Here is a 12,753-nt window from a genome sequence, read left to right on the forward strand (position 1 = left end):
GGGCTGCAAAACTGAGTTGTTTCATGGGCAATTTCAGTCGATTGATGATGTCCGCTATTTTACAGGTTCAGGAACTTGTTCAGGGCTTCCCTAACCCAACCTACATAACTCAGTCTTCTGCGACTCGTTTCGCGATGTGGGCTAGTGCGGCATCTACCTCGTCGATGAGGATCAGGCACAGGTCGCCGGGTTCCAGGCGCGCCAGGGCGGTGTCGATAGCCAGGAATTCACCGCGGATTTCCTCGATCGTAGTGGCACGGCTGGCTTGCTCCAGACCCTGCTGAAGGAGCGCCAGCACTTCACCGTCGGCCCGCCCACGCTGGCATTGATCCTGATATAAAATCACCGTGTCGAAAGCCTCTCCCAGAATCTGGGTTTGCTGGCGAATATCTTCATTACGCCGGTCGCCCGCACCGCTGATCACAACCACGCGCCGCTTTGCCGGCATGTGTTCGACGGCCTTCACCAGTGCCTGGATGGCATCCGGGTTGTGTCCATAGTCCGCGATCAGGGTGGCGCCATTGTAGTCGAACAGGTTGAAGCGCCCAGGCACGGTTGCCGCATCGCTCACAAACGAGGCCAGGCCGGCGTGGATAATTTTCCAGTCCAGGCCCAGCGCCCAACCAGCAGCAATCGCGGCCATCGCGTTCTCGACCTGGAAGCCGATCGAGCCATTCCGGGTGAGAGGAATCTGCGCCAGTGCGATGCGATGCTCGAAGCTGCCCTCGGCGGCCACGATGGCGTCTCCGTCCACGTACACCACGCGCAGGCCGCGCGCATGGTGAGTGGCCATGACCGGATGATGTCGGTCGCTGGTGAAGAAGGTCACCGAACCTGGACAGGCATCGGCCATCTTCGCCACGATCGGGTCTGCTGCGTTGAGAACCGCAACGCCGCCAGGTGCGACGTTTTCGACGATGACCCGTTTCACCACGGCGAGATCCTCGACCGTGCTGATATAACTGAGGCCGAGGTGATCCCCCATGCCGATGTTGGTGACTACCGCCACGTTGCAGCGGTCGAATGCCAGCCCCTCGCGCAAAACGCCTCCACGTGCGGTTTCGAGCACCGCGGCATCGACATCGGGGTGGCGCAGCACGGTGCGGGCGCTCTTGGGGCCGCTGCAGTCACCGGTATCGATACGCCGCCCCTGGATGTAGACGCCGTCCGAGTTGGTCATACCGACGCGCAATCCCTTTTCGCCGAGGAGGTGAGAGATCAGGCGCACGGTTGTCGTTTTGCCATTGGTACCGGCAACCGCCACCACCGGTATGCGGCCATCTTCACCTTCGGCGAACATGCTGGCAATAATCGCTTCGCCGACTGCACGTCCTTTGCCGAACGAGGGTGAGATGTGCATGCGCAGGCCTGGAGCCGCGTTGACTTCAATGACAGCACCGCCTTGTTCCTCAAGCGACATGTGCACGCTGTCACACACTACGTCTACTCCGCAGATGTCGAGTCCGATCATCTGGGCTGCTGCTACTGCACGTGCCGCCAGTTCCGGGTGAACGTCGTCGGTTACATCGGTCGCTGATCCGCCCGTGCTCAGGTTTGCATTATTCCGCAGCATCACGCGCGCACCCTTCATGGGTACTGAATCTGCGGCGTGGCCCTGCTTGGCTAGTGTCGCCAGGGCAATGTCGTCGAAGTGGATTTTGGTGAGTGAGGTTGAATGCCCTTCGCCGCGCAGGGGGTCGCTGTTGACCTGCTCGACGAGTTCGCGGACGGTATGCACGCCGTCGCCAATCACCTGGGGCGGGTCGCGGCGTGCCGCTGCGACGAGATGATTTCCCACCACCAGCAGGCGGAAGTCATAACCGGGAATATAGCGTTCAACCATGATTTCGGAGCTGACTTCGGCAGAGGCGGCATAGGCCGCCAGTACGCGTTCATGGGTCTCGATATTGACGGCAACGCCTTTGCCCTGATTGCCATCCTGGGGTTTGATCACCACCGGGCCGCCGATTTCACATGCTGCCACCCAGGCGTCCTCGGCATCCGACACGGGTCGTCCGTGAGGTATCGGAACCCCGGCTGCATCGAGCAATATTTTGGTCAGTTCCTTGTCCTGGGCGATGGCCTCGGAAATGGCACTGGTATGGTCTGTCTCGGCGGCCTGAATGCGGCGCTGCCGGCTGCCCCATCCGAGCTGCACCATGCTGCCCGACGTCATGCGCCGATAAGGGATGCCGCGCGTTACCGCGGCCTGAACGATGGCCCCGGTGCTGGGCCCGAGGCGCTCGTCCTCATCCAGTTCGCGCAGTCGTGCCAGTGCGTCGGCGAGGTCGAAGGGCGTGTCGTTCGCTGCTGCGAAGCAAAGCGTTTGAGCGAGTTCGAATGCGAGCCGGCCTACCTGCTCCTCACTGTATTCGACCACGACCTGGAATACGTCTGCCTCAGTCGTTGCTGCAGTGCGGCTGAAGGTCACCGGACATCCCGCCTGCACCTGCAGCCCAAGGGCGGCGAACTCCAGGGCGTGCGCCATGGGAATGGATTCTTCGTGACCAGCAGGTTTCAAGGAGCCGATTTCCGGGAACCGTGCGCGCAGTCTGGCTTCGAAGTCGGGCATATCCCCAATCAGGCATTCACGGCATGTCACAATGGCTTCGATTACAGTGCGCCTGCTCCACAGATTGGGGCCGCGCAACGCCCTGATGCGTGATACTTCCATTTTGTTTCCCCAAGTTACCCGGTCATCTTCGCCGCGGTAGGATGTTTATTGGTCGGACCTAGTCCGGCCTAAAGGTTTCGATTCCGGCGCGGATCAGTTCCAGAGGCAGACCGAGTGCCCATGCCGCCCCGGCAGCCGCCAGAACATTCTCGATCTGCAGTCCGGCAACTTCGGCGTCTGCCAGCATGATGCCGGACACTTCGACAAGTCGTACTTCTTCACTGCCCGTAGCGAGTGTCACGAAGGTGTCGCGCACAAGCACCGCTCGCTTCCCCCGTGTCAGGTGCTCAGTGATGGCCGGAACATCAGGATTGGCGCCGAAGAAAATGACTTCGCCATCACATAGCGGCGCCATTTCCACAGTCATCGGGTCGTTGCCGTTGAGCACCGCCACCCCGTCCGGGAGCACCACGTCGACTTGGGTGCGCAGTACGTTGAACACCTGATCGGGTGTCTCAATGTAATATTTTCCGAAGTGCCGGGCTGGATCAATATCGGTGACGACGCCGACCTGGCATCGGTCATAGGCCAGCCCCTCGCTGAGTATCATATCGCTGCCATTCTCGAACACCGCTGCCTCAGCCACCCGGTTCAGCAGCACTTTACGAGCGGCTGCCCAACTCGCACGATTCCCTTTTTCAACCAGTCGTTGATCATGATAGAGACCGTCACGACACGCCAGGCCCACGCGCTTGCCGCTGAGGTGAAGCAGATACGCTACCAGTCGTGCGACCAGATTGGTTCCGTTGGTACCGGTGATGCCGACTATGGGGATGCGACCGTTTTCGCCTTCGGAAAACAGGCTGTCGACGACTGCACGGCCAATCGGACGGGGTTCGCCGCTCGCCGGTTTGAGGTGCATAAGCAGACCGGGGCCCGCGTTGACTTCGACAATTGCGCCCCGCTGCTCGTCGAGGGGGCGCGAGATATCCTCGGCAACCAGATCGACCCCCGCAATATCCAGCCCCACGATACGGGCCGCGAGGCAGACGGTCGCAGCTACATCTGGATGGACGAGGTCGGTGACGTCGAAGGCGACATTGCCGTTACGTTGGATCATCACTTCCGCGCCCAGTGGCGGTATGGTGTCAGGAGTAAAGCCCTGGCGCGTGATTTCGAGCCGGACGGCCGGGTCTTCATCTACCCGAACCAGATTGAGCGGGTAATCCTCGGTCGTGCCGCGCCGTGGGTCGGTATTGATCTGGGTATCGATGAGTTCGATGATGGTCGAACTGCCATCGCCTGTCACGGAGGCTGATTCCCCGCGAGCCGCTGCCGCCAGGCGTCCGCCCACGATCAGCAACCGGTGTTCGTTGCCGCGCACGAAACGCTCGACGATGACATCGCTGCCCTCGTCGAGCGCCAGTTTGTAGGCGGCCTCGATCTCTTCACGTGTCATCAGTTCGGTGGAAACACCGCGGCCATGGTTGCCATCGCGGGGCTTGACCACGACCGGAACGCCAATCTCCTCGGCGGCCTCCCACGCGTCTTCCGGGCTATCGACGATGCGTCCTTCGGGAACCGGTACTCCGCAAGCCTGAAGCAGATTCTTGGTAAGATCCTTGTCGCTAGAAATGCTTTCGGCAATGGCGCTGGTCTGGTCGGTCTCAGCGGTCCAGATGCGGCGGCTTCGGGCGCCGTAGCCCAGTTGTACCAGATTGCCTTCAGTCAGTCGGATAGCCGGAATGCGTCGATCCGAGGCTGCATCGACGATGCACGTCGTGCTCGGGCCGAGGCAAAGGGAATCGGCCATATCCCGCAGGCGGGCGACCGTGGCGGGCATGTCAAACGGACGATCTTCGATCGCCGCCATGACGAGATCACGAGCGGCATACAGGCAGGCACGGCTCACTTCTTCATGGCGTGACCTTACCACGACTTTATAAACACCCCGCACCGAGGTGCTGCGTGCTTTCCCGAAACCGCTCTGCATGCCCGCCAGGTTCTGCAGTTCCAGGGTGACATGCTCGAGTATGTGTCCAGGCCAAGTGCCTTCGCGCACCCGCTGCAGGAACCCCCCCCGCTCGCCAACGCCACACCGGTGTTCGATCAGCGAGGGCAGCCATGAGGACAGGCGCTCGTAGAAACCGGGGATGGTATTGGAAGGTGAGTCTTCCAGGTCTCCGATGTCAACCCATGCTTCGAGTACCGGACGGTATGTCCATATATTCGGTCCACGCAGGGGCACGATTTTGAGAAATTCGATATTCTTTTTCATAAAAAATACTTTATAAGCCTCTCAGTAGATCCAGCCATAGGCGGGCCGAGCGGCAGGTCCGACGTATTTTTTGGGATAGCCCAGAAGGATAGAGTGATTTGAGCATATTGTGTTGTTGCTCGCAACTGCTCTGGGATAAACAAAAAGGCACCGTATGGATTGGGCGCCGTGCTCAAGTAGCTCAGTGGCATATGGCGTGCGAATCCTTGATGGCTCTTAAGGTCAGGTATGTCACAGGATATTTTAAAACAACTAGAAAATTAACGCTGCATGCGGCAATCCGTTTACCACAATGGGAAGGAGATTTTTTCATTAACGTATCCACATCGCCATTCTCCCGCTTGCGGCTAGATGTTTAAGACTGAAGTTTTCCGGTGGTTTACTTAAATCGTGTGGCAATGGGCGTGAGCGTAAGAATGGGGTGGGGGTGGCAAATGCCACTGTTGCTTATCCGGTTTCAGCCATCGACCAGTTTTATGTGCTGGATTACGTTATTTATCAACAGATATTTATTTCGAAAACGCCAGAAACGGAATATCGGGATCCGTCAACATTTTTTCGGGTAGGCGGCTAATCTGGCTTGCTGGGGATGTCTGCGCAGACTATTTCAAACTCTATTTCTGCCACAGTATTGTACGGTATTGCAGTCATCTGAGTTTTGTCTTCATCCAGTGAGAGGGAGGTGATGAAATTGCCTTGTTCGCTGTAAGTTACGCCGTGGAGCAGGCCCTGGGTCCGCTCCGCGCAATTCATGATGCGGTGCATTTTCTTTTCCTTGATCATCTTGCCGGAAGTTTCATCTTTGACCATTGGTTGGGTGTAAACGATTTTTTCCCAAAATTTGACCACCTTGCCGCTACGTTCAAGATGAACCTTGTCGATGGAAAAGGTGATGTTGTCGGAGGAGGTTGGAATGGTCAGCCATTCTTCCGCGGCATGCGCCGGGCAGCAGGTGGTGAGCGCTAACAGCATCGTCAGGTGTTTGGCTGTCTGCAATAATGGATATGCCTGAAAAGCATGTCTTTCAATATTATTCAAAGTGGTCAATTGCATGTTGTTCCATTTTAAGTATTTAGAGAACACAAACTTTGCAGAGAAAAATATCATATCTGTTTTGCGCTAATATGCTATCCCGGTTAAGCTGCCGCGGTCCAGTCTGATGCTGAAAAACGCGGTGCGCCTCTTGCGACGCTAGCCCCCAACGACTCCTGAAAACAGTCGAATGTCTGATGCTGTACTCTTGGTTTCAAGGCAAGTAAACTTCGTTCCAGCATGACCCCGGTTGAGGTCATGATTTTTCAGACAAAAATTCAAGGTAGATTTGTGAAACACATCCACTCTCTTTCGGCGCCAACCGGAAAAACTTTGCCCGATGCCTGGCGCACCGAGGTGGAATCTCAGCTGGCCAACCAAGAGGAGATCCTGGCGTGGCTGGAGATTGATCTCGATGTGCGCCTTCATTTTACCCAGGGCCTTGTCGTCGTGACCAACCGTCGGGTGCTTGCCAAGAGTCGTGAAGAGGCAGCATTGCGAGACTGGACTTACCGGAATGGGCTTGCCCTGCAGCGCCACGATCATGCCGGGGTGGGCAGCCTTGAACTGCATGACGACGAAACGCGCCTCGTCTGCTGGCGCTACACCCTTGGCCATAATACTGCGGCATTGCGCCTGGTTGAGCACTTCGAGCAGCAGCTTGCCGGCTTTCTCGCCGGGCATCCCGTCAGCCATCAGGCAGAAATGGTCTGCCCCAGCTGCAAGGCGCCGCTCCTGCCGGACCAGGAAGAGTGCCCTATCTGCACCAGGGAAATCCATGTCCCTCCCTCGACGTGGACCCTGTTCCGACTGTGGCGATTTGCCAAGCCCTATAACGGACAGTTGCTTGCCGGCTTTCTGCTGACGCTGGCGTCTACTGCTGCCACTCTGGTGCCGCCTTACCTGACCATGCCGCTGATGGACAAGGTGCTGATCCCCTACCAGAACGGCGCCCCCATCGATTACGGCGTGGTGGCACTCCTGCTTGCGGGGTTGCTGGGGTCTGCACTGGTGGCATGGAGTCTGGGCTGGGCACGTACCTATATCCTCGCCCTGGTGAGCGAGCGCATTGGGGCCGACCTGCGCACGACCACCTACGAGCACTTAATGCGGCTCTCCCTGGAGTATTTCGGCGGCAAGCGCACCGGTGACCTGATGACCCGCGTCGGTTCCGAGACTGACCGCATCTGCGTGTTCCTTTCGCTACACTTGCTGGACTTCGCCACAGACGTGCTGATGATCCTCATGACCGCGGCGATCCTGTTCTCGATAAATCCCTGGCTGGCGCTGGTGACATTGCTTCCGCTGCCCTTCATCGCCTGGATGATCCATGTGGTGCGCGACAAGTTGCGCACCGGTTTCGAGAAGATCGACCGGGTCTGGTCGGAGGTGACCAACGTGCTGGCCGATACCATACCCGGCATCCGTGTAGTCAAGGCCTTTGCCCAGGAAAAGCGTGAAGCGGCGCGCTTCCGCGAGGCCAACCAGCACAACCTCGCGGTGAATGATCGGCTCAACAAGATATGGTCATTGTTCACACCTACCGTCACCCTGCTGACCGAAATCGGGCTGCTTGTCGTATGGGCGTTCGGCATCTGGCTGGTCTCGCGCAATGAGATCACAGTCGGTGTGCTGGTTGCTTTCCTGGCCTACATCAGTCGTTTCTATACGCGGCTCGACTCGATGAGCCGCATAGTTTCGGTGACGCAGAAGGCCGCCGCCGGAGCAAAACGCATTTTCGATATTCTCGATCACGTATCCAGCGTTCCGGAGCCAGCCACCCCGGTTCACCTTGAGCAGGTGCAGGGGGGAATCGAGATTTGCAACGCGGGTTTTCGCTATGGCAACCGGATGGTCATTCGTGGAGTCGACCTGAGCATCGCCCCCGGCGAGATGATCGGTCTGGTGGGGCATAGCGGGTCGGGCAAGAGCACACTCGCCAACCTGATTTGCCGTTTTTACGACGTTTCAGAGGGTTCGATTCGTGTCGACGGGGTGGATATCCGCTCCCTTCCGGTTTCCGAATATCGGCGCAATATCGGTCTGGTACTGCAGGAACCTTTCCTGTTCTTCGGTACCATTGCCGAGAATATCGCCTATGGCAAGCCGGACGCCACCCGGGCGGAAATCGTTGCTGCCGCCCGCGCTGCCCACGCCCACGAGTTCATTCTGCGTTTGCCGCAGGGCTATGACTCCCTGGCCGGCGAGCGTGGCCAAGCCCTGTCGGGCGGCGAGCGCCAGCGTATCTCCATTGCACGGGCACTGCTCATCGATCCGCGTATTCTGATCCTCGATGAAGCCACCTCGTCAGTCGATTCAACGACCGAAAAGGAAATCCAGAAAGCCCTGGATAACCTGGTTCAGGGACGAACCACCATTGCCATTGCCCACCGCCTCTCCACCCTGCGTCGCGCCGACCGGCTGGTGGTGCTCGATCGCGGGCAGGTTGTCGAGGTGGGTAATCATGACGAGCTGATGGCCAGCGAGGGTGCCTATTTCCGCCTTTATCAGGCGCAAGCGCGCAACGTGGATACTGATATGGACGACAAGGTGTGGAATGCCGAGCCCGCAACCAAGGAGGGCGTTGCATGAACAAGACCATTGATTTCAAGCTTACCCGCAATACTTTCGGCAGGCTGGTTTTTACCGGCGCGGATGGCGAAGTTCATGATGGCGTGGTGCCCGTACACGCCTTTCCCATCGCCGCTCCCGCGGAGGGGATTTCGCTGGTCACTATTGACGGGCACGAACTGGCCTGGATCGATTGCCTGACGGATTTGCCGGACGAATCACGTGTTCTTCTGGAGGAGGAGCTGGCAAGCCGGGAATTCATGCCGGAAATTCGCAGTATCCGCCGCGTCTCCAGCTTCGCCACGCCCAGCACATGGCAGGTGGAAACCGATCGTGGCCCCACCACATTCATTCTCAAGGGGGAGGATGATATCCGTCGCCTCGCCGCGTCCACGCTACTTATCGCCGACAGCAACGGCATCCATTTCCTGATCCGGGATTTCCAGACGCTGGATCAGAGCAGCCGCAAGCTGCTGGATCGTTTCCTTTAACCTGTAAACTGCGATTAACTGCCGATTAACGCAGAACATTCAAGCTGTTACTCCCATGAGCTGATTCACTTTACCGGTGAACGGATAAAATTTTATAACGCCATGAAATATCAGCACTCATCCCTGTTAATCGGGGGTTGACTGCTTTTTCAAGAATTAAAGGATGGCTATAAAAAAGGCGGGGGAAACCCTGCCTTTTTTTCGTTTCCTGTGTCGGTATTACTTGGCAGCAGGATCCGCGACCGTGGAGAAGGTTGTTCAATGCCTGCTACATCTTCAGCAAGGTGGATGATCCTGCTGGTGATGGAGGCATTGCCATAAATCATAGCTGGTCTATAGTTAGATCTTGTCTAACAGGTAAAAATTTTGTGATCTCCAGGGCTGCGCTCACTGGTCAATAATGGAACTTTTTGCCACGAATTACTCTCATGGTTAATGGGGCTAAGGTAACGGGTAGGTAGGAGGTGCGATGCGCAAGAAACCGACCGAGCAAGATCCTCAACTGCTCAGGGCATCCGCTGAGGCACGACTGGCGGGCGGGCTGGCGACAGAACCAACAGCCCGTCCTGTTGAGGAACTCCTGCACGAACTCCAGGTGCACCAGCTCGAACTGGAGATGCAGAACGAGACCTTGCGCAAGGCGCAGATCGCCCTGGAGGAATCCCGCGACCGCTATGTGAATCTTTACGACTTTGCCCCCGTCGGCTACCTCACCCTTACCAGCGAGTCGCTGATCGCAGAAATCAACCTCTGCGGCGCCGCATTGCTGGGGGAAGAGCGTAGCAAGCTGATTCACCGCCGTTTTGCCCGCTTCGTTACTGGCGATGATCGCAACCGTTGGAGCCAGGATTTCCTGCGCGTAATGCTACGTGGCAACAAAGAACGTTGTGAGGCGGTGCTCCAGCGTGCGGACGGATCACACTTTCACGCGCAACTGGATTATCTGCGGCTGGAAAAATTCGGTGCCGAGCCGGTGGTGCATATCGCGTTGACCGACATCACCGAGCGCAAGCAGGTCGAGGAAGAACTGCGCATTGCCGCCATCGCCTTCGAGTCGCAACAGGGAATGATGGTGACTGACGCCAACAGAGTCATCGTGCGGGTCAACCAGGCATTTACCCGCCTGACCGGTTACAGCGCGGAAGAAGCGGTGGGTAAAACGCCAGCGCTGCTCAAATCCGGTCGCCACGACCAAGCGTACTACCAGCGCATGTGGGAAAGCCTGAAGCAGAAGAAGTACTGGCAGGGCCAGATATGGAACCGGCGCAAGAACGGCAAGATTTACGCTGATTGGCAGACGATCTCCGCCGTCACCGCACCCGATGGGCTCGTCACCCACTACGTCAGCACTTATTCCAATATCACGCAGAACCCTGAGGCGGAGGCCGAGATCCACCGCTTGGCTTATTACGACCCGCTCACCCAGTTGCCCAACCGCCGTCTGCTGCAGGACAGGCTGGCCCAGGCGCTGGCGGCTACGGCCCGCAGTGGCCACTGCGGAGCGATCCTGTTCCTGGATATGGACAATTTCAAGGCGCTTAACGATACGCGCGGCCACGATGTCGGCGATCTGCTGCTGGTCGAGGTGGCGCAACGCCTGCACGCTTGCCTGCGCGAGAGCGACATGGTGGCACGACTGGGCGGCGACGAGTTCGTGATGTTGCTGGAAAGCCTGGGTGGAGAGGCCGAAGAGGCGGCCGCACAGTCCAAGCTGGTCGGGGACAAGGTGCAGGAAGATCTCGCCAGGCCCTACCACCTCAAGGGCGGCGAGTACCAATGCACCACCAGCATAGGGATAGGACTATTCTGCAACAATAATGTGAGCGTCGAGGAACTGCTCAAGCATGCCGATCTCGCCATGTACCATTCCAAGACCGCCGGGCGCAATACCTTGCGTTTCTTCGACCCCGCCATGCAGACTGCGCTGGATGAACGCAGCGCGCTAGAGACCGATCTGCGCCTAGCCCTGAAGCACCAGCAGTTGAAGCTTTACTACCAGCCACAGATGGAAAGCACGCACGGCCTTGTCGGCGCCGAGGCGTTGTTGCGCTGGGTGCACCCGGATCGTGGGCTGGTTGCGCCGGGTGAGTTCATTCCGCTTGCCGAGGAAACCAGTCTCGTCCTGCCCATCGGCCTATGGGTGTTGGAAACCGCTTGCGCCCAGATCAAGGCCTGGGAGAACAGTCCGCACACCCGCGAACTGCAGATTGCCGTCAATGTCAGCGCACGCCAGTTTCACCAACAGGATTTTGTTGCTCAGGTACAGCAGGTGCTTTTGACGACCTGCGCCAACCCGACGCGCCTCAAGATCGAGCTGTCCGAGAGCCTGATGTTCGACAACGTGGGTGACGCCATCACCAAGATGCAGGCGCTCAAGGCCATCGGCATCGGTTTCTCGATGGATGACTTCGGTACCGGCTATTCGTCTTTGTCTTACCTGACGCGGTTGCCGCTCGACCAGATCAAGATCGACCAGTCGTTTATCCGCGCCATTGGCTCTGACCCGAATGGTGCCGCGATTGTGCAGACTATTATCACCATGGGGAAAGCGCTCGGGCTGAACGTCATTGCCGAGGGAGTGGAAACCGCGGCGCAGCAGGATTTTCTTAACCTCAACGGCTGTCATATACATCAAGGTTATCTGTTCAGCCGAGCATTGCCGTTGGCCGAGTTCGAGCAGTTCATGAACCTGAATACCACACTTCATTAACCGTAAAGACATGAAAGACTGTTTATAGTCACCAGGCGGGCGGGTAGGTAACCTGATTTTTTTGGATGAATCTGAATCAGGGGTAAAACGTAGATCCCATAAAAAAAGGCGGGGAAACCCCCGCCTTTTTCGTTGCTTGCGCCGGAATTACTTGGCAGCAGGAGCCGCTTCCATTGCAGCGTCAGCTTTAGCTGCTTTAGCTTTTTTGGCTTTTTTGTGGGTTTTTTTAGCTTTCTTGGCAGGCTTGGCGGTTTCAGCCTTAGGCGCTTCGGCAGCAGCAGGAGCAGCGGCAGGAGCGGCAGCGTCAGCAGCAACAGCGGAGAAGGTAACAGCGGCGAAAGCAGCGGCGATCAGTGCGGACAGAATTTTGCTCATTTTTAATTCCTTTAATTTAACTAGTTAAGTTTTAAATTCAAGTGACACGATGGCGCGTCACATCCAATAACGACCGGTTTGGGGTGTGGTTGACAGCAGGGTAAAAAATTTTTCAAGTATTGAGGTTAAACCGTTATTTCACGCCATTCACCCTGCGCCAAGCCGGTGAGCGTCCAGTCGCCGATACGGTGACGTATCAGGCGCAGGGTGGGAAATCCGACCTTCGCCGTCATGCGTCGCACCTGCCGGTTCTTGCCTTCCCGGATAACGAGTTCGATCCAGCTAGTGGGAATCTGCTTGCGGAAGCGAACGGGCGGCGTGCGTGGCCATAAGTCCGGGGGTTCATCAATGAGGCGGGCCTCGGCAGGACGGGTGACGAAGTCGCCCAGATCCACTCCCCGGCGCAGACTTTCCAGCGCGGTTTCGTCAGGAATGCCTTCTACCTGAGCCCAATAGGTTTTAGGCAATTTATGGCGGGGGTCGCTAATGCGGTGTTGCAAAGGACCGTCATCGGTTAAAATGAGCAACCCTTCGCTGTCGGTGTCCAGGCGTCCTGCCGGATAAACGCCGGGCAGGGGAATGAATTCTTTCAGCGTGGCATGCTTGCCGTCGCTGCTGAATTGGGTGATGACGCCGTAGGGCTTGTTGAACAGGATAAGTCGGCTCATGGACAACATTATAT

Annotated in this window: 8 protein-coding genes; 3 read left to right on the top strand and 5 right to left on the bottom strand. The window is 57.5% G+C overall.

Annotated elements, in window-relative coordinates:
- Positions 1–109: 109 nt before the first annotated feature.
- From cphA (SCT_RS01745) to SCT_RS01755, 3 genes are all read right to left on the bottom strand, one after another.
- A complete protein-coding gene (cphA, locus tag SCT_RS01745; RefSeq protein WP_059418337.1) occupies positions 110–2,674 on the bottom strand; it encodes a cyanophycin synthetase in 2,565 nt (854 codons plus the stop codon).
- A 58-nt stretch (positions 2,675–2,732) separates the two neighbouring features.
- The gene (gene cphA / locus SCT_RS01750) at positions 2,733–4,892 is read right to left on the bottom strand and encodes a cyanophycin synthetase (protein WP_059418342.1); all 2,160 of its coding nucleotides are present in this window, start codon (positions 4,890–4,892) and stop codon (positions 2,733–2,735) included.
- Between the two features lie 570 nt (positions 4,893–5,462).
- Positions 5,463–5,945, bottom strand: coding sequence for a surface-adhesin E family protein (locus SCT_RS01755; protein ID WP_059418352.1), 483 nt, complete (start codon positions 5,943–5,945; stop codon positions 5,463–5,465).
- 270 nt (positions 5,946–6,215) lie between these two features.
- On the opposite strand from SCT_RS01755, the gene SCT_RS01760 reads away from it, so the two are divergent.
- From SCT_RS01760 to SCT_RS01770, 3 genes are all read left to right on the top strand, one after another.
- A complete protein-coding gene (locus tag SCT_RS01760) occupies positions 6,216–8,516 on the top strand; it encodes an ABC transporter ATP-binding protein (RefSeq protein ID WP_371257722.1) in 2,301 nt (766 codons plus the stop codon).
- The gene (locus tag SCT_RS01765) at positions 8,513–8,986 is read left to right on the top strand and encodes a DUF1854 domain-containing protein (RefSeq protein ID WP_059418358.1); all 474 of its coding nucleotides are present in this window, start codon (positions 8,513–8,515) and stop codon (positions 8,984–8,986) included. Before SCT_RS01760 ends, SCT_RS01765 begins: the two co-directional genes overlap by 4 nt.
- Before the next feature lie 469 nt (positions 8,987–9,455).
- The gene (locus SCT_RS01770) at positions 9,456–11,696 is read left to right on the top strand and encodes a bifunctional diguanylate cyclase/phosphodiesterase (RefSeq protein ID WP_059418359.1); all 2,241 of its coding nucleotides are present in this window, start codon (positions 9,456–9,458) and stop codon (positions 11,694–11,696) included.
- A 147-nt stretch (positions 11,697–11,843) separates the two neighbouring features.
- Here SCT_RS01770 and SCT_RS01775 read toward each other — a convergent pair whose 3' ends face one another.
- Positions 11,844–12,071: a hypothetical protein gene (locus SCT_RS01775; protein ID WP_059418361.1), complete on the bottom strand. Its 228-nt coding sequence runs from the start codon at positions 12,069–12,071 to the stop codon at positions 11,844–11,846.
- A 125-nt stretch (positions 12,072–12,196) separates the two neighbouring features.
- Entirely contained in the window at positions 12,197–12,739 is a 543-nt protein-coding gene (locus tag SCT_RS01780; protein WP_059418579.1) for an rRNA large subunit pseudouridine synthase E, read from the bottom strand.
- Positions 12,740–12,753: the final 14 nt, after the last annotated feature.

Origin of the sequence: Sulfuricella sp. T08, assembly GCF_000971475.1 — a bacterium.
In the GTDB taxonomy this organism is placed as follows: Bacteria; Pseudomonadota; Gammaproteobacteria; order Burkholderiales; family Sulfuricellaceae; genus Sulfuricella.

Bases quoted from the DNA above. Each gene is read 5' to 3' on its own strand.
- cphA (WP_059418337.1), bottom strand. From the start codon at position 2,674: ATGGAAGTATCACGCATCAGGGCGTTGCGCGGCCCCAATCTGTGGAGC.
- cphA (WP_059418342.1), bottom strand. From the start codon at position 4,892: ATGAAAAAGAATATCGAATTTCTCAAAATCGTGCCCCTGCGTGGACCG.
- SCT_RS01755 (WP_059418352.1), bottom strand. From the start codon at position 5,945: ATGCAATTGACCACTTTGAATAATATTGAAAGACATGCTTTTCAGGCA.
- SCT_RS01765 (WP_059418358.1), top strand. From the start codon at position 8,513: ATGAACAAGACCATTGATTTCAAGCTTACCCGCAATACTTTCGGCAGG.
- SCT_RS01770 (WP_059418359.1), top strand. From the start codon at position 9,456: ATGCGCAAGAAACCGACCGAGCAAGATCCTCAACTGCTCAGGGCATCC.
- SCT_RS01775 (WP_059418361.1), bottom strand. From the start codon at position 12,071: ATGAGCAAAATTCTGTCCGCACTGATCGCCGCTGCTTTCGCCGCTGTT.
- SCT_RS01780 (WP_059418579.1), bottom strand. From the start codon at position 12,739: ATGAGCCGACTTATCCTGTTCAACAAGCCCTACGGCGTCATCACCCAA.